The sequence below is a fragment of the Colwellia aquaemaris genome (genome assembly GCF_057548755.1).
The window spans coordinates 905,901-924,503 of record NZ_BAAJLV010000001.1 but is presented as its reverse complement, the minus strand read 5'-3'; the positions used below and the strand labels follow the sequence as shown (position 1 = coordinate 924,503).

15 protein-coding genes are annotated in these 18,603 nt (G+C 37.3%); all 15 read right to left on the bottom strand.

The window, feature by feature from the left end; translation table 11 throughout:
• Window positions 1-8 precede the first annotated feature (8 nt).
• Window positions 9-968, bottom strand: a complete 960-nt coding sequence (locus tag AC27HL_RS04095) for a DHHA1 domain-containing protein (RefSeq protein ID WP_487079104.1) — start codon at window positions 966-968, stop codon at window positions 9-11.
• Window positions 969-999: 31 nt separating this feature from the next.
• Window positions 1,000-1,599, bottom strand: a complete 600-nt coding sequence (gene cysC, locus AC27HL_RS04090; protein WP_487079103.1) for an adenylyl-sulfate kinase — start codon at window positions 1,597-1,599, stop codon at window positions 1,000-1,002.
• A gap of 51 nt (window positions 1,600-1,650) precedes the next feature.
• Window positions 1,651-3,378 (bottom strand): SLC13 family permease, encoded by a 1,728-nt coding sequence (locus AC27HL_RS04085; protein WP_487079101.1) that lies wholly within the window; start codon window positions 3,376-3,378, stop codon window positions 1,651-1,653.
• Window positions 3,379-3,421: 43 nt separating this feature from the next.
• Window positions 3,422-4,828, bottom strand: a complete 1,407-nt coding sequence (gene cysN / locus AC27HL_RS04080) for a sulfate adenylyltransferase subunit CysN (RefSeq protein WP_487079100.1) — start codon at window positions 4,826-4,828, stop codon at window positions 3,422-3,424.
• A gap of 83 nt (window positions 4,829-4,911) precedes the next feature.
• Window positions 4,912-5,811: a sulfate adenylyltransferase subunit CysD gene (cysD, locus tag AC27HL_RS04075; protein WP_487079099.1), complete on the bottom strand. Its 900-nt coding sequence runs from the start codon at window positions 5,809-5,811 to the stop codon at window positions 4,912-4,914.
• A gap of 128 nt (window positions 5,812-5,939) precedes the next feature.
• On the bottom strand, window positions 5,940-7,589 hold the full coding sequence (gene pgi / locus AC27HL_RS04070; RefSeq protein ID WP_487079098.1) for a glucose-6-phosphate isomerase: 1,650 nt from the start codon (window positions 7,587-7,589) through the stop codon (window positions 5,940-5,942).
• A 25-nt stretch (window positions 7,590-7,614) separates the two neighbouring features.
• Window positions 7,615-8,517: a UTP--glucose-1-phosphate uridylyltransferase GalU gene (gene galU / locus AC27HL_RS04065; RefSeq protein WP_487079097.1), complete on the bottom strand. Its 903-nt coding sequence runs from the start codon at window positions 8,515-8,517 to the stop codon at window positions 7,615-7,617.
• A 76-nt stretch (window positions 8,518-8,593) separates the two neighbouring features.
• The gene (locus AC27HL_RS04060) at window positions 8,594-9,817 is read right to left on the bottom strand and encodes a glycosyltransferase family 4 protein (protein WP_487079096.1); all 1,224 of its coding nucleotides are present in this window, start codon (window positions 9,815-9,817) and stop codon (window positions 8,594-8,596) included.
• Window position 9,818: 1 nt separating this feature from the next.
• Window positions 9,819-11,474 carry a heparinase II/III family protein gene (locus AC27HL_RS04055; protein WP_487079095.1) on the bottom strand — a complete coding sequence of 552 codons (1,656 nt, stop codon included), beginning with the start codon at window positions 11,472-11,474 and terminating at the stop codon, window positions 9,819-9,821.
• 109 nt (window positions 11,475-11,583) lie between these two features.
• The gene (locus AC27HL_RS04050) at window positions 11,584-13,704 is read right to left on the bottom strand and encodes a bi-domain-containing oxidoreductase (RefSeq protein WP_487079094.1); all 2,121 of its coding nucleotides are present in this window, start codon (window positions 13,702-13,704) and stop codon (window positions 11,584-11,586) included.
• A gap of 37 nt (window positions 13,705-13,741) precedes the next feature.
• Window positions 13,742-14,515 carry an AglZ/HisF2 family acetamidino modification protein gene (locus tag AC27HL_RS04045; RefSeq protein ID WP_487079093.1) on the bottom strand — a complete coding sequence of 258 codons (774 nt, stop codon included), beginning with the start codon at window positions 14,513-14,515 and terminating at the stop codon, window positions 13,742-13,744.
• Between the two features lie 2 nt (window positions 14,516-14,517).
• A complete protein-coding gene (gene hisH / locus AC27HL_RS04040) occupies window positions 14,518-15,132 on the bottom strand; it encodes an imidazole glycerol phosphate synthase subunit HisH (protein ID WP_487079092.1) in 615 nt (204 codons plus the stop codon).
• The gene (locus tag AC27HL_RS04035) at window positions 15,129-16,262 is read right to left on the bottom strand and encodes an N-acetyl sugar amidotransferase (RefSeq protein ID WP_487079090.1); all 1,134 of its coding nucleotides are present in this window, start codon (window positions 16,260-16,262) and stop codon (window positions 15,129-15,131) included. Before AC27HL_RS04035 ends, hisH begins: the two co-directional genes overlap by 4 nt.
• Window positions 16,263-16,275: 13 nt before the next feature.
• Window positions 16,276-17,379, bottom strand: coding sequence for a hypothetical protein (locus AC27HL_RS04030; protein WP_487079088.1), 1,104 nt, complete (start codon window positions 17,377-17,379; stop codon window positions 16,276-16,278).
• Window positions 17,380-17,430: 51 nt separating this feature from the next.
• Entirely contained in the window at window positions 17,431-18,597 is a 1,167-nt protein-coding gene (locus AC27HL_RS04025; RefSeq protein WP_487079086.1) for a glycosyltransferase family 4 protein, read from the bottom strand.
• Window positions 18,598-18,603 lie beyond the last annotated feature (6 nt).

The following is an 18,603-nucleotide window of genomic DNA, read 5'->3' as shown; positions in this document are numbered from 1 at the left end:
AAATTGAATTATTGTTGATAATATTTTGACACTATCTCGATAAACTTGCCAAGTTTTTCTACCGGTAACTGGTTAATTCCTGCCGCAGCTGCTCTGCCACCACCTGTTGAAAATTGTGCACAAAGGTCGCCGGCTCCTTGCTTATTATTTAGAGGCGCTCGTAAACTCACTAAATAACTATTATCGGCATTTTGCGTTAGCACCGCATGAGCTTTACTTGGGTGACTATTAGCGAGCTCATTACCAAATACGCCACTAACGCGACGTGACCAAGCTGCATCGACAAGTGACACAACCGTTAAATTATCACTATTGTGTATTACTTGCCCTGCATGAGCTTTTTGTATATCAGCTAAGTAAGCTTTCTCTAACATTTGGAATATGGAGTTTGGTTCTAAAATAACGTCGAATGGATTCTGATAATTAAGTAGTTGGCGATATAATTGCTCAGGTGAGATGTGCAAATCATCAACTGTACGACCGTAACCGTTATAATTAATATAAGTGCCAAATGCTTTTAATTGTTCTTGCTGCGCTGGTGATAATTCTTCTTTTTCCGCCAAAGCTGTTGCAGCCGCTAGCATATTATCGCCGTAGGCAGCGACAATTGCCCACAAGACAAATCGGCCAGCTAAATAGTTATTTACCAATAAACTGGTGCAAGTATTAGCATCGGTATCAATAATGGATTTTAACTTATCAGTTTCAGGGATTGCCCCAGAACGATGATGGTCAACATAAAACACTGGAATTTGCTGCTCAAGAATATTGCTTAAGGCCGTTTTATTTTTTTCCATAGAGATATCTAGGGCGGTAACAGAGCTTGCCTGCTCAACATCAACCCGCTGTAATAAAGCTATATCTCGCTTAACGCCAGTCACTAAAACCGAAACTTTTGGCTCTGCTAAACGCAGCTGTAATAATGCCAAAATGCCATCGGCATCCCCATTAAAAACATCAAAATGCATATTGCACTCCTATGTGCTATTGCACTTATTTCTACGCTATAAACTGTTTTTCAAGCAAGTAATCAATTACTTGCTGCGCACATTGCTCGATACTTTTTTCAGCAGTATTTATATGTATTTGTGGCTGCTCTGGTGCTTCATAGGAAGAATCGATACCGGTGAAGTTTTTTATCTCTCCGGCTCGCGCCATTTTATACAAACCTTTTGGATCTCGCTGCTCGCAAACCTCAATTGGCGTATCAATAAAAACCTCAATAAACTCACTTTCATCTAGTTTACTTTTTGCTAACGCTCTGTCAGCTCGAAATGGTGAAATAAATGCTGTTGAAACAATTAGGCCGGCATCAACAAAAAGCTTTGCAACTTCACTGATGCGGCGAATATTTTCAACTCGATCTTGATCAGAAAACGCTAAATCACCATTGAGGCCATGTCTAACATTATCGCCATCAAGTAAATAACTATGGCATTGACGTTGAAAAAGTAAGGCATCTACAGCATTAGCTATGGTTGACTTGCCTGAGCCACTCAAACCGGTATACCAAAGCAAACAAGGCTTTTGTTGCTTAAGTTTGGCTCTTTGAAGTTTATCAACCTGCGTTGTATGCCATACAGTGTTTTCAGTTTTCATAAGTTAGTCAGGCTCTCAAAAGTGCGATTAAAATTCATTCGCACTGTTATTTTAAAAATTAAATACTATCGGCAATAACGTTAATACCACTATGCTATAAGCAACCGTTACTGGCCAACCAAATTTAATAAAGTCGCTTAATTGATAATTTCCAGCATTAAACACCATAATATTAGTTTGGTAACCGTATGGACTGATAAAACTGCCGCTTGCTGCAAATGCAACGGCCATCACTAGCGGCAGTGGATTTACTCCTAAACCAATAGCAATACTATAGGCAATTGGGAAAACCAAGGCGGCAGCCGCACTATTAGTAATTAGCTCAGTTAACAATAACGTGATAAAAAATATTACCACCATGGAAATTAACGCACTTTGCCCCGACAGCCAATATTCTATCTGTGTTGAAAAAACGCTGGCAACCCCACTATTTTCAAATGCCTGTGCCAACGTTAACGCGCCAAGCACAATTAACCAAATTTCAATAGGGAAACGCCGTTTAATTTCATTTACCGTTAAACAGCCGGTCAGTATTAGAATTGCAATATAGAACATTAAGCTGGAAAGCAAACTAACTGAGGTAAATAAAGTCAGGGCAATGGCAACAAAAAAGCCAAAAATTGCCAGCGAATCGCGCCAGCCTGACAGCATACTATCAGGAGTATGTCCCGATAAAATAAAGAAGTTTTTACTTAAATTGGTTCGAGCACTAAAGTCATTACCTACAGCCAACACCAAAAAGTCGCCAGCCTGAATTTTAATATCACCTAACTTACCCGATAACGCCATTCCCTCTCGGTGAATAGCAACAACGGCGGCATCAAACCGCGCACGAAAGCCTGCAGTTTTTAAGGTTTTGCCAACAATCGCAGAATCAGGTTTTATGAAAACTTCTGTTAAGTTTTCACGTAGTAAACCATCTTGTTCAGCATATAAACTCAAGCCATCAAATTGTTGTAAAACAAAGACTTTACTGATATCACCACTAAAAATTAATCGATCTTGTTTTTGAATGGTTTCATCTGGAGCAACAGGAGAAATTAATCGACCATCTCGAATCAATTCAACTAAGAACAATGAATCTAAATTACGTAAACCATTATCTTCAATGCTTTTTCCAACCAGTTTAGAGCGTGGCTTTACTAGCGCTTCCACTAAATAAGTTTTGGCATCGAGTTGCTCTTGCTCCATATCTGCTAGCGTATTTTGTCGTACAAGAATTATTATTAGGCATACAATTAAGGCTGCACTGGCAATTAAACTAAAATCAAAAAAGCCCAAACTTGTTTGCCCTTTTTCTATCCACATTGAATTAACAATCAGATTAGTAGATGTACCGATTAAGGTTAAAGTACCACCCAAAATCGCTGCAAACGATAGAGGTAACAGCAGTTTACCAGGGTTAACTAAGGTATTTTTCTTTACGGTAGAAATAAGTGTCGCGACCACAGCGGTATTACTAATGAGCGCTGAACTAAAGGCGGTAAAAATTAATGTGCGAAAACTCGCTGTTTTAACATTACCACTTAACATTAAGGAGGAAACTCGCCTTAAAACACTAGTTCGCTCATAGGCAAAGGAACACAGTACTAAAAGTAACAAGGTAACTAACCCTGGGTTTACCGCATTAAGCAAAATATCTTCAGATGAAACAAATGAAAACGCTAAACACGCAAGTGTAGCACTACCAAACACGCGTTCAGGCTTATTTGGAAAGCAAACAAGCCCAACGAGTGTTAGTATAAAAATAGCGACAAATAGCCATTGAGTCCAAAGCATGATTATGGTTAAGCAATTAATGAAATAAGCGTGACTTAGCCAACTACTTTTTCATTAAATCGCGAGCGCCCCAATGTGGAAAATGCTTACGAACCAATATATTGAGCTCTTTTTCAAACTCTGAATATTGATGTTCCTGCTGTGCCTCTAGCGCACTATTTATCATACCGGCACCAACAGTAATGTTGCTTAACCTGTCGATAATAATAAATGCCCCGGTTGATTTATTTGCGCTATATGCATCAAAATGCAATGCTTCAGCAACTTCAAAATTTACTGAGCCTATCTCATTAAGCGCTAACTGATCAACAGCTGACTTGTCCAGTGTATTCACATCAATACGGTGTTCAATATTAAGCGCGTGTGCTGTGGTTAGTTTACTACCATGTTTAATGTAGTACTCACGCCCTGGCTCAAGCTCATCTTCATGCATCCAAACCACATTAGCATTTAGCTCTTTAGCGGAGTTAGGCAAATTACCTTTTTTAATGATCATTTCACCGCGACTAATATCTATTTCATCAGCCAAAGTTAATGTAATTGCCATACCTTGATCAGCTCGCTCAAGGTCACCATCAAAGGTTACAATAGACTTTACAGTACTTTCTTTTCCTGATGGCAAGGCCACAACTTCGTCACCAACACGAATATGTCCAGAAGCAACGGTACCAGCAAAGCCTCTGAAGTCTAGGTTAGGACGATTAACATACTGAACTTGCAAGCGAAATTGTGTGAAATCTTTTTGCTCATCGACTTTAATTGTATTCAAAAGCTTCATCATAGTGGCGCCTGGGTACCAAGGCATATTGGCGCTTTCTTCTACAACATTATCGCCATTAAGTGCAGAAATAGGTACAAAACGTACATCATCAAACGCTAGGTCATCAGCAAATTGTCGATATTCTTTTTTAATTTCTTGATAACGTTCTTGGCTAAAGTCAACTAAATCCATTTTATTAACAGCTACCAATACATGCTTTACGCCAAGTAATGAGCAAATAAAAGAGTGACGACGAGTTTGCACTTGTACACCGTAGCGAGCATCAATCAAAATAATCGCCAAATCACAGGTAGATGCACCTGTTGCCATATTACGGGTATATTGCTCATGACCAGGAGTATCGGCAATAATAAACTTACGCTTGTCGGTTGCAAAGTAACGGTAGGCAACATCAATGGTGATACCTTGCTCACGTTCAGACTGCAAACCATCAACTAACAAGGCTAAATCAACATTATCACCAGTTGTACCAGATTTTTTACTATCACTTTCGATTGCCGCGAGTTGATCTTCAAAAATCATTTTCGAATCGTGGAGTAATCGACCAATTAGCGTACTTTTGCCGTCATCAACACTACCACAAGTAAAAAAACGTAACATTTCTTTATTTTCATGCTGTTTTAAATACGCTTCAATATCTGTTTCAAGTAAGTCTGTTTGCTGACTCATAATTTATCCTTGGAAATTTTTGCTCGTTAAAAAACGAGCTAAATAAAATGCTAAAAAAATAAAATAATTGGAAAATAATTAGGTTAAAAATAACCTTCCATTTTCTTTTTCTCCATCGAGCCGGCCGAGTCATGATCAATAACACGCCCTTGTCGTTCTGAGGTTTTCGTTAATAGCATTTCTTGAATAATTTCAGGTAATGTCGAAGCCGTTGATTCCACCGCACCTGTTAACGGGTAGCAACCTAAGGTTCTAAAGCGGACACTTTTCATTTGCACTTCTTCATCTTCGGCAATCGGCATACGGTCATCATCAACCATAATTAATGTGCCATCACGCTCAACTACGGGACGCTTCTCAGCCAAATAAAGCGGCACAATTTGGATGTTCTCTAAGTAGATATATTGCCAAATATCTAACTCAGTCCAGTTTGATAAAGGGAAAACTCGAATACTTTCACCTTTATTCACTTTGCCGTTGTAGATATTCCATAGCTCCGGGCGTTGACTTTTTGGATCCCAGCGATGATTTTTATCGCGAAATGAATACACTCGCTCTTTTGCACGCGATTTTTCTTCATCACGACGAGCACCGCCAAAAGCTGCATCAAAACCGTACTTATCTAACGCCTGCTTTAAACCTTGAGTTTTCATAACATCAGTATGTTTAGCACTGCCGTGGACAAATGGATTAATATCCATAGCAATACCTTCTGGGTTTTTATGCACAAGTAAATCGAAGCCATATTCTTTTGCCATTTGGTCACGAAACTCGATCATTTCTTTAAACTTCCATGTGGTATCGACATGAAGTAATGGAAATGGAATTTTGCCAGGCGCAAACGCTTTACGTGCTAGGTGTAAAAGCACAGCAGAGTCTTTACCAACAGAATAAAGCATGACAGGGTTATCAAATTCGGCGGCAACTTCACGAATAATATGAATAGATTCCGCTTCAAGCTTTTGTAAATGTGTTAAATGCATGGCTGTTCACTAAAGGTGGTAACATAATATTGTTAAATATCATGCCACAGCATTAGCGCATTATCCATATAAGTAAAAGCTTGTTTATATCAAAAAGATATATAAAGGGAGTTATCTAGGTGAGCAATCTAAGCAAGGCTGTTTTTTAAGTTAGTTTTATAACGGCGAATTAATGATAAAGAAGAGCAAGATAAAGTTTCACTTTCAATATCTTGCATAGGTTTAGCCATAGTATTAAGCACTTCTGTACCTAATTGTTTACCAAGCTCAACTCCCCACTGATCATAAGAGTTCACTCGCCAAATAACGCCTTGAACAAATATTTTATGTTCATACAAAGCCAATAAAGCGCCAAGCGACTTAGGGTCAAGTTGCTCCATCAATAGGGTATTACTTGGCGTATTACCTTTCATGGTTTTATGAACCGCTAATCGCGTAGCTTCTTGCTCAGATGCACCACTTGCTAATAACTCCTCATGGGCCTGTGCCAGTGTTTTCCCCTGCATAAGCGCTTCACTTTGGGCGAAGCAATTTGCTACTAAGGCATCATGGTTAGCCAAATATTGGCTAGTAGGTGCGAGTGATAAAATAAAATCAGTCGGAACAATATCGGCACTTTGATGCATTAATTGCATAAATGCATGTTGGCCATTGGTACCCTCTTGACCAAAAACCACCGGCGCAGTTAAATAGTTAAGTGCTTCGCCACAATTAGAGACCGACTTACCATTACTTTCCATATCGGTTTGTTGCAAATAACCAGGCAGCGCACGTAAGGCATGATTATAAGGTAAAATGGCTAAGCTTGGATAACCTAAACCATTGCGATTCCAAATACCTAGTAATGCCATAATCACCGGCATATTTTGCTTAAAAGGGGCTTGTTTGAAATGCAAATCCATTTCATATGCGCCAGCTTTAAGCTCTGCAAAATGTTTATTGCCAATAACTAACGCTAGCGGTAAACCAACGGCTGACCATAAAGAGAAACGCCCGCCAACCCAATCCCACATCGGCAAGATATTTTCTTGTTTAATGCCAAACCTAGTTGCCGCTGCAATATTAGTACTTACTGCATACCAATGCTGAGCAATAATATCGCCGGAATATTTTTTAGCTTGATGATTTGCCAACATCCATTGCTTTACAATAGTGGCGTTAAGCAGGGTTTCTTGAGTGGTAAAGGTTTTTGAAATTACAACAACGAGTGTTGTACATGCATTAAGCTTATTGAATTTCTCTTGCGCCGCATCCCCATCGACATTAGCAAGCACATGCGCTTTTAAACCTTGTTGGTGGTAGGGAACTAACGCAGAAAGTGCAATTTTAACGCCATAATAAGAGCCACCAATACCAATAGCGAGAATATCGGTAAATCTTTCCCCCGTGATAGAGCGCAGTGCACCGGATTGCACATCATCAACAATCCGAGCCATTTTAGCTTCAGTATCAACTACCTCTTGCGCTTGCACGCCTAATACATCACCTTTAACTGGGTTTGGCGCTCTTAAAGCCGTATGTAAAACCGCTCTTTGTTCAGTGTTATTTAGCTTTTCGCCCGAAAATTGAGCGGCGACTTTCTCTTTAAGATTCGCCCTTTCTGCCAAGGTAAATAGCGCTGAAAATTCAGCGTCGGTTATATTTTGTTTAGCAAAATCACAGAATAAACCAGCCGCCGATAAAGAGTATTTTTCACTACGCTTTTGATCTTCAAACAAAGAAAAAATACTGCGTGAACTAGCTTGTTCGCTATGCTTTGCTAAATGTTTTATATCCATATACCTATTATTACTTTTAATAGATTTATTCTTGCACTAATTGCTTTAAATAAGCTTTAAATTCTTCAGCAAGCTCTGGGTGACGTAAGCCATATTCAACATTGGCTTTCATATAGCCAAGCTTGGAACCACAATCGTGAGATTTACCAGACATGTGAAATGCCTCAACCGTTTCTTTTTCCATTAACATGGCAATGGCATCAGTAAGTTGTATTTCATCGCCAGCGCCAGGTGGTGTTATTTTTAGCAACTCCCAAATTTTTTGCGAAAGTACATAACGGCCAACAACTGCTAGGTTTGATGGAGCTTCTTCAACTGGCGGCTTCTCGACAATTGCCGTCATAGTTTTTGACTCACCTGGCACAAGTTCAGTGCCACCACAATCAACTACACCATAGCTACTAACTTGTTCCATTGGCACAGGCTCAACCATTATCTGGCTGTAGCCACCCACTTCATTATAACGCGATAGCATAGCCGATAAGTTTTCAGTTTTTAAATCAGCAGATGCCTCATCCAAAATCACATCAGGTAAAACCACAACAAATGGCTCATTGCCAATAATTGGACGTGCTTTTAGTACAGCATGACCAAGCCCTTTAGCTTCACCTTGGCGCACATGCAATATAGTGACATCTTTCGGGCATATGGCTTGAATTTCATCTAACAACTGACGCTTTACACGCTTCTCTAACGTTGTTTCAAGCTCAAACGATTTATCAAAATGATTCTCAATGGCATTCTTTGAAGAATGCGTTACTAACACAATTTCTTTAATACCAGCATCAATACATTCGTTAACAATATATTGAATTAAAGGCTTATCAACAATTGGTAGCATCTCCTTTGGAATAGCTTTAGTCGCAGGTAACATGCGAGTACCAAGACCTGCTACAGGTATTACTGCTTTTTTAATTCTATTTGGCATTTTTGTCCTTTTTTAACTTAAGTAATACAGCTCTCAATTAAAATACTACAGATAAAAAATTTAAGCACAAGGCTTATCATTTGATCATAGGTTGAATTTTACTAATCATCGATAAAGCAAGCTTTTTTCGATCATAGTTACTTGCTGAAAAAGCACTCTTTATAGCAAACTCGTCTAATCTTGAGCGCTCTATATATAATGTTCGAATAGCACTAGCAACTTCATAAGGTGACTCAGGTGAAACAACAACTCCAGCAGAGCTGTAATTAATAATATCTGTAGCTTCACCCTGTGGAGCAGTCATAATCATAGGAAGCCCCATCCCCATTGATTCAAATATTTTTGATGGTATAACTGTTTTAAACAGCTCCGTATCTTTTAAACTAATGAGTGACACATCACATAAACTCCATAGCTTGGGCATTAACTCTTTTTGTTGCCTTGGGATCAATACAACATTTGATAGTCCTTTGTCTTTAACAAGCTTCTCAACATCACTCTTTGCGGCGCCACCACCAGCGAATAAAATTCGAACATCATCTAAGTCAGTTAACAACTCTGCAGCTTCTACTATTTTATCTAATGAATGTGCCAACCCGTGAGTACCTATATACCCAACAACAAACTTATCGGATAAATCGTATTGCTCAGCAAAAACGTCATCTTTACGAAGAGCTGGTTCATATTTCGATAGGTCTACGCCATTTAACACCACGTCAATTTTCTCGCCATCAACACCGCGCTCAATCAATTCAGACTTAAAGCTATGTGTTACAGAAATAATTTTATCGGCTCTTCGATAAAGAAACATTTCTATTTTTTCAAGGATTCGAATAGGTAAAGAACGCCCCATAGCCCCAACTGCCGTAATTGATGCAGGCCATATATCTCTGAGTTCAAACACAAAAGGTTTGAATCTAACAGCAGATAATGCCCATGCACTAATAGCGGTAAAAAACTGAGGAGAAGTGCCAACAATTACATCTGGCTTTTTAACAAACAAACCAGCAAAAAAGCTAGTTACCATAAACGACATAAAATCTAATATTCTCTTAGCAAAACCTTCATTCGCAGTTATATAAGTTTTTACTCTACGTACTTCAATACCATCCAACTCTGATTTTGAATACCAACTATTACGATAACCATCAAAAACTTTTCCTTCAGGGAAGTTTGGAGCTCCGGTAACAATTGTAACTTTGTGACCAAGCTTTACCCATTCTCGCGCATGTTCATAAGTGCGCGTTGCGGGAGCATTGCCTTCCGGAGGGAAATTGTCAGTTAAAAATAAAATGTGCATACTACAGTTTTTTCCACTTAATTTTATAAGTCACTTTAGATTGGTTATATTCTAGTGATAGTTTCTTCGAAGGTTTTACAATACCAAACTCAGGATGCCAGGTTGACCCTTCAACAGCTAATTTAGCCCCCGTCGCTTCAATATCAATTTCATAATCATTTATTATTAAAGTACATCTGTTATCCTGAGCCGAAATAACTTCTACGTCAGGGTGAAGATGTAAATAGCCTGTAGCTGACTTAAAGCTTCCCTTAAGAACATCATCAATAACACAATTAGTAAGTGATACATTCCAAACACGATGATGAATACAGTCTATACCCTGTTTTTTATAACCGTTGTGTGCTGCAGAAAACTGAACTTTTTGATCTTGTGATACGTTACCAATGACTCGATTTCCGATAGTAGCGCGACGGGCTACTCTAAAGCCACTCCACACCTCTGACGAGTTTTTAGTATTTATTTCCACGGTATTATGAGCAGAAGTACCTCTTTGCCGTAAACGCTCATCACTCATTCCATACAATGAAGTACCCGAGTTAACAAAGACGCGTGAATCACCTAACGATAATTCAAAAGATAAGGAGTCAGCATGTGCATGCCCTGGAATATAACTTGGCCCGACAGGAGCAAGATCCGCAATTAAGCTCATATTTGATGACTTAACTGAAACATAGCCGGAGTTTTGCAAATTATGAGCAGCTAGCTTTTCTATTGGAACTTCTAATTGTTTTATTTTAAAGCCAAGTTTCCCCGCATACTCTCTAAGAATATTGTTTTCAGGTGCAATACCAAAAGCAGAGTCATTAAAAAAGCTTACCTTGTCGTCACCTAAACTCATGATTTCTAGCCAACCAAACATTTTTATAATTGATTGTTTAGTAAGCTCAACCAAATTAGTAGGTACTCGTGATGGAAATGCGGTAAATAAATTATACAAGTCTAGTAGATCAGTAAGCATAATAGCGTGATACATAGGTGTTAGCTCAAAACTACCTCCGTCACTTAACACTTGCTCTTTTAGCTCTTTTTCAAAATCTTTTAAACCAATTGCTAACCACTTATCAGCTTCCTTACCTTGTAAATAACAACCCGCAAACAGTAATGCTTTTAAATTAACAAAGTAATGATTACCTAATAAGTGTTTTTCTAGATCTTGAGATAAAAAATCAGCTTGTTGGGCTAAACTATTCAATATTTTTCCATTAGTTTCCAAACCCGATAAAAAAGCTTTGCTCCAATTTACAATTCTTAATGATAAAGTGTATGCTTCCCAACCATTACCGCCATCAGTAGCAGGGTTATCTTCAATCCACTTGTTTACCCAATGCAATTGCAACTTCTTGCGAGAGTAGCCCCCAAAAGAGTTAAGGTCGTCGAAATAATGTAAATTATAAAGCCATAGTTTTTCCTGCCCTTCATTATTCCAATCATCGACAGAATAAACAGCTCCTTTATGGTTTAAAAACTCAACTTCTGTTTCATTTAAAAATTTTTGACGATAAATTTCTTGCGATACCCAACTTCCAGAAACAGACGCGCACTCACCAATCAAAGAGCGTACTTGGGGGTGACTAAACCGCCTTAGAATACGATGATAAATTTGTGTAAACTTAAGATATTTTAATGTGTGGAAATATATTGATAACTTAGCCATTAATAAACCATTAATAAACCATTAATAAATTGTGTGTCGGTTTAATCATAAAAACAAAAAAGGGACATAGTTAATACTAAGTCCCTATATTAAAAACACTAAAGAAACTTTATTTTCTCAGCGACTCTGCAATATTAACAGAACAACGAGCAACTTCCATAATCTCTTCAAATGAAATAGGAGAAGGCTCACCTTTAGAAATGGAGTCAATAAAAGCCTTAGAACAATTAGCTTGACCTTTATCTTGGCTCATTAGCTTATCTTTACTGAAGCCCTTCCAGTCATAACCTATAAGTTTTCTAAAGTTATCAATTTGGAGAACTCCATCGTTAGCAAACACTTCAATACGTTCTTTAGCGAATGCTTTGCCGCCATTTGCTAGATAGTTAATAGTGCCGAACGAACCATCTTTAAAAGATAACGTAATTGATGCTTTATCTTCAGTAATTTCAACACCATCAGCTTTGCCCATAGAAGTAGCTGTAAACCCTGTTATTTCACTGCCAGCTAAAAAACGCATTAGGTCAATATAATGACATGCTTCACCAATAATTCGACCACCACCGACTTCAGCATCTTGCGTCCAATGATCACTTGGAATAGCACCTGCGTTCATAGTCATAATAAAAGCTTTTGGCTCTGAAACATTTGCAAGCAAGGCTTTCATTTTAATAATATGAGGCGCAAAGCGACGATTATAACCAACCATCACTCTACATTTTCCGTTTTGTTCGTTATAAGCAGTCTCTATAGCATCTAACTCAGCATGTGTTAAAGCTAATGGTTTTTCTACAAATACATTTTTACCAGCATTAATTGACTGTATAACTTGTTCAGCATGCAAATTATGCTGGGTAGCAATTACTGTGGTATTAACTGCTTTATTATCAAGTAATTGTGCAAGGTCAGTTGAAGCATTGGCAAAGTCATTCTTCTTACCATGATGCACAGCGCTAACACCACCACTAGTAAGCAACGTATCAAGTTTCGCCCCTGCTTCTTTAAAGGCTGGAATTAATACACGAGAAGCATAGTTACCACCGCCAATAAAACCACATACGGCGTCTTGTGAACTGTATGATTCTGCATCACGGATACCAACAAGCTTTTTCGTTAACAATTCATCAGCATTAGTTGGGTAATTTAATAAAATCCCTAGTGATGAACGATCATCTAAGCATTTATATGCTTCAATTGCATCGTCAATTTCAAATCGATGGCTGATTAATGGTTTCATATCTAATGCCCCTGAAGACATTAAATCCAGTACAGCTTCAAAATTTCGTTGCTCTGTCCAGCGCACAAACCCCACAGGGTAATCATTTCCCTTCTCTTCATACTCAGTATCGTAACGACCAGGGCCATATGAACATGAAACTTGGAATGAAATTTCTTTTTCATAAAAGTCAGCACGCGAAAGCTCTAGGCCAACAACGCCAACTAAAACAATACGCCCTCGTTGGCGACACATATTTGCAGCATTACTAACAGGGTCATTACTTTTAGTTGATGCGGTGATAATGACTGCGTCAACCCCTGTACCGCGAGAAAACGCATTTGCTTTTGCTAAAGGATCTTCACCTTGAGATAAGTCAACTGTTTCAGCGCCAAACTCTCGAGCCATAGCACATTTAGAAGAATCAAAATCAATACCTAATACTCTACAGCCATTTGCTCGTAATAACTGTACTGTAATCAACCCAATTAAACCAAGCCCCGTAACAACAACAGTTTCACCAATGGTCGGGTTTGCTATCCGAACTCCTTGCATTGCTATCGCTGCAAGTACGGTAAAAGCCGCACTTTCATCATCAACATTATCAGGTATAGCTGCACACAAGTTTTTAGGTACTCTGACTACTTCTGCGTGGTTACCATTTGAAATTACACGTGAACCAACTTCAAATGCAGTATTACCATTATCTTGCACTATACCAACATTGCAGTAGCCTAAAGGTAAAGGCTGATCTAACTTAGAACGAACAGCATCAATAGTAGGCATCAAGCCGTCCGTTTTTACCTTACCTAATACCATTTTTACTTTATCAGGTTGCGAACGCGCTTTTTGAATCCAGCCAGATTTACCAAAATCGATTAACATACGTTCCGTGCCAACGGAAACTAATGATTTAGTTGTCGAAATCAGTAACTGTCCGTTTTTATTCTGTGGACAAGGCACATCTACTAATTGTGTTTCACCATTAGCAATATTTTGGAGAATTTGTTTCATATGTAGTTAACTTCAATGTTAATAATGATATTAATGATTAGCTTTTGCTAATTTTACGAATTTTATCTAGTGCTTGCTCTGTAAGATAATTAATCAAGACAGCTTTATAGACTCCCTTAAAAACAAATAAACTACCAGCAGATGCACCTATAACTTTGTATTCTTCAATTAATTTAAGAATATCATCAGCACAGCCCGCCCCCCCTAGAACAGTTAAAGGAACGTTGATTTTTTCTCTAACTTTCTTAACGAGTGGCAAATCATATCCTTTCATAACCCCGTCATTATCTATAGAGTTAATAACGAGCTCTCCAATACCTAAAGACTCAAGCTCACTAATAAATTCAATTAAATTTTTCTTTACTTTTTTCTTACCGTTATGTGTAAATATTTCATAAGAACCAAAGAGCGTTTTTTTAATATCAAGCACAACAACGATACTTTGGCGTCCAATAATATTGGCGATTTCAACTAATAGTTCAGGGTTTATAATTGCTTCACTTGACAATGCTACTTTTTCAACACCTAACTTAATAATCTTCTGAGCCTGCTCTGGCGTTTTAATTCCTCCGCCATAGCATAGCGGCATTCTGCTCTCATTTGCTAAGTTTTCAATCATTTGATAGTCAGGCTCGTTACCATTAACCGTAGCATCAATATCTAGAACAATAAGCTCATCAACTTCTTTTTCATTAAAAATTTTTACTGCATTAATAGGATCGCCAACATACTTAGGTGATTTAAATTTAACAGTTTTAACTAAGCCCTTATTATGAACGAGTAAACAAGGGATAACACGGGAACGTAACATTGCTATAGCTCCGCAAAATTTTTAAATAAATTTATACCATTCGAATGGCTTTTTTCAGGATGAAACTGAAATCCGAAAATATTGTCTTTATTAACTGCACAATTGAACGCTTTGCCATAATGCGCATTAGCAAGAACATCTTCGTCATTTTGACATGCAAAATAAAAAGAATGTAAAAAATAAAACCCTTTTTCAAAGTCTACTGAATTAAAAATAGTATGCTCTCGCATAGTATTGATTTCATTCCATCCCATATGCGGTAATTTTGGCTTAGTTCTAATATCATTTTCGTCAAATAACTTCACTTGCGCATCAAACCAACTTAATCCAGCTAATTTACCTTCATCGCTACTTGATGCCATAATTTGCATTCCAACACACACACCTAGGACTGGTGTGCGATGTTCCAATACCATAGTATCGAGTATTTCGCGCATACCAGACTGATTAAGTTGAGTCATTGCTTCATCAAAAGCCCCAACTCCAGGTAATATAATCTTTGTAACACCTTCAAGCTCAGCTGGCATTGATACAAACTTACATGGAATTTTAAGATTCTTATAAATATTTTTAATCGCTTGTATATTGCCAGAACCATAATCAATGATACCAATCATCGTTTACCGCCTTTCTCCATACCAAGTGCACGCATCACTTTAGCCCCCACATCATAAAGAGACTGCTGATTCTTGTAATCTTTATAAGTTTTGTTCGGTGCATTTAGATAACCACGCAACTCTTCTGTACTAATACCTAGCTTATTTGCAATATATTCAAAGTCTTCATCTATAGTTTCAGGATCATACGCAGGCTTCTTGAGCTTTTCTAAGGCTTCTTCTCGTGTCATTTGACCGGTAACAATTAAGCTAGAATACTGTACTTTTCGGGTATCAAAACCGAACTTTTCTGGTAACCAGTACCCCTCATAAAATCGCGTGAAACGAGATTCAAAATGTTTTTGTGCATATCGTTGGTAACCAAGATTATCTACCAAAAACTGAGTGGCTTCTTCTTTATCATATGGCATAAAGTCAAGTGGGCGATAAACCTTAATACCTTTGATATATGGTAAATAAACCTTATGCCAAAGAATATTGGTCAATGGAAAGTTCTTAAGTTTCTTAGTACCAAACTTTTTCTGAATATCCTTTATTTGGCGTGCATCAGACTGAAAATACATCCATTCTAATGGGTTACGGATACACTCAGTAGAATAGTTACCACCAGTAAGAATATGCTTAATCTTATATTTATTCGCAAACTTATACATAGTAGCAAAAAAAGCATGATCTTGTGGTGTATCTGTATGAGAAACACCTGATTTAAAGAAAGATAACTGAAGATCTTTCATTTCTTCCCAATCAATAACCTCTGTATAGAGATCCAACCCCAATCGGTCAACAATTTGCTCAATATTATGAACCGCTTGTTGTGAGTTCCAACCTGCATCTACATGAAAAACTAATGGCCTCAAGCCCAACTTTTCTTTAGCCAAATAGACTAAATATGAGCTATCAATTCCACCACTCATACCAATAATGCAATCGAAATCTTTACCCTCACCTTCTTTCTTTATATCGTCAGCGATTTTAGAGATTTCAGCCCAGCCTTTATCATCAGGATGCCATTTAGGCTCTATATCTTTATAAAATGTATTACAGTGATCGCATACACCTTTTTCATCAAATACTATTTTACTATCTGTTGTATCCATTACACAGTTAGTGCACACTTTTACTTCAACCATTTCATAAAGCCTTTTACTTATATAATTCTTCGATAACTCGTTTTAAAGAAATTTTTTCATCAAACATATCTATTGCTTCTTTAGAAGGAATATATCTTTTTTCAGATATACTCAGCCCTCTCTTTACAGAATCTTTAAACCAGTCGGTTTTATTCAAGTCCACTATAACTAACCTTTCTTTCATGCAACTTGGAATAATTTCTAACCACGGATTATATACAGTAATTACGCTACACCCTAAAAATATAGCTTCGTAGACACTACGAGGAGAAGAGTCACTTGAGGGAATTGAAAATACAATGGACGTTTGTAGTAATAATCCATACATTTCAGCTTTATCTAACCGACCTATCAATCGATCATTATCTATTAATTCGTCACTTATGCTTGACAAGTAATTATTATCCGCAAAAGGATAAATAAAATCAATACCCTGTTCTGGAGCTATTTGATTCCTAGCACTAACTATCTTCGAAATATTATATAATTCTGTCATTCCTCTTATCGATACTAATCTATCTCTAATATGATTTTTATTATTTTGGTAACATTGATTAATTAAAGTTAAATCAATACCGTTTTGAATAATCATTGCATCGACATTACTAATCTTTTTTATTCCCTCCTGCATACTCGCAGAATCTACAGTAATAATGCTTGCAGACTTAAGGATATATTTAGCCATTACGCGATAAATATGAGAACGAAATGGTCTAACTAATACTTCACTGCCTTGTGGTGTACCGATATATTTGCAACCAGCGAGCCAACAAACCAGCATATAATACATTGGCATTGCATGATAAACGGCCGTACATTTCAGATTGCGATTAAATTTTTTCAACTTATAAACTTGAAGTGGAAGGATGATTAACTTCAATAAATTTCGCCAAATATTTGACATCTTAGATTGCTTTTGAAACAAAAACCGATCTACCAAAAATAAATCTTCAGTTGTAATTGTTTCATCGGTCATATCCTTAAGGCCTTCGCTTTCGTAAGTATCTGTTAAAAGAATAATTTCTTTTTCTTTTTCTATACTCTTAATTGCTTTATACCAATCAACCACATGGTAGTCTCGGGCCCCACCAACAATAATAATCTTATCTTTTTCCATAATAATTTAGCTTTATACCTTTTTATAAACAGGTTTTCGTCATGTTACAAACTAACCAATGACATCCTTTTTAAATAGTTCTAGCATTGCTTGAGTTCTTTTTTCAATACGAAAACTCTCTGCTTTCAGGCTACCTCTATCTTTAATTTCATTTAATTCTCCTTTATCTTTATTTAATACAGATAAAACAGCATCTTTTAAAGCGTGTGGGGAATCAATCGGAATTAATTTAGAATATGTTTCGCTCAAAACTTCTGGTATAGCCTCTACATTAGTAGCAATTACTGGCAGCTTTGAAGCTAAAGCTTCAGCTAAAGATCTTCCAAAGGCTTCTGTTCTTGTAGGGTGCACCAATACATCTGAAGAGGACATTACTCTATCAATATCATTTCTTACTCCCAAAAATCGAATATTTTCCCCTAGTCCACCAATATTAATTTCACTCTCTATGCGCTTTAAAATTTCACCTGTTCCTGTAACGTCCAAGTCAGGATGACCAATAAATAATAGATAAATATTTTTTTCAAGCACAACGTCTTTTAATGCATCAAAAGCGACATCAATACCTTTATAAGCAGCATACCTACCTATATACACAGCAACTTTTGCATCTATAGGGATTCCAAGTTCTTTTCTGAAATTATCTCGCTCGCCTTGAACTTCAAAAAATTTACTAGGAATTGAGTTATAAACAACCGAGCAGTTGTTTTCCTTTATCTTTGAGAACTTAATCCAAGCATTTTTAGCATAACCAGAAATAGCATAATATTTAACTCTTTTATTAACTCGAGAACACATATTAAATAATCTGTGTTGTATGCTATTTTCCCTACCTTTTTTGTATACGTGACGAATTCCTATAACTGTGTCAACATTTTTTCCTAAAAATGATAAAATACAAATAATGCTAGGTGAAAGCATTGAAGCTTCAACAACTGTATAACCTTCCGCCTTAACCAACTGTCTCAATCTATAAATAGCTTTAAAAAGGCTAGAAAATGCGGGGTTCACTTTCATGCCTAAAAAGTGAACCTTTGGTATACCAGCCTCTTTAAGATTCTCAACCGCCTTCTTAGGGGTTTCTCCATCGTCGCTATACATCCCCAAAATATCAGTATGTATACCTTGTTTGTTTAGTTCAATGGCAAGCTCAACAACCGATCGCTCAGCGCCACCTAATTGATGAAACTGAGGTGTAAAAATCAATACCTTCATCATAAATTT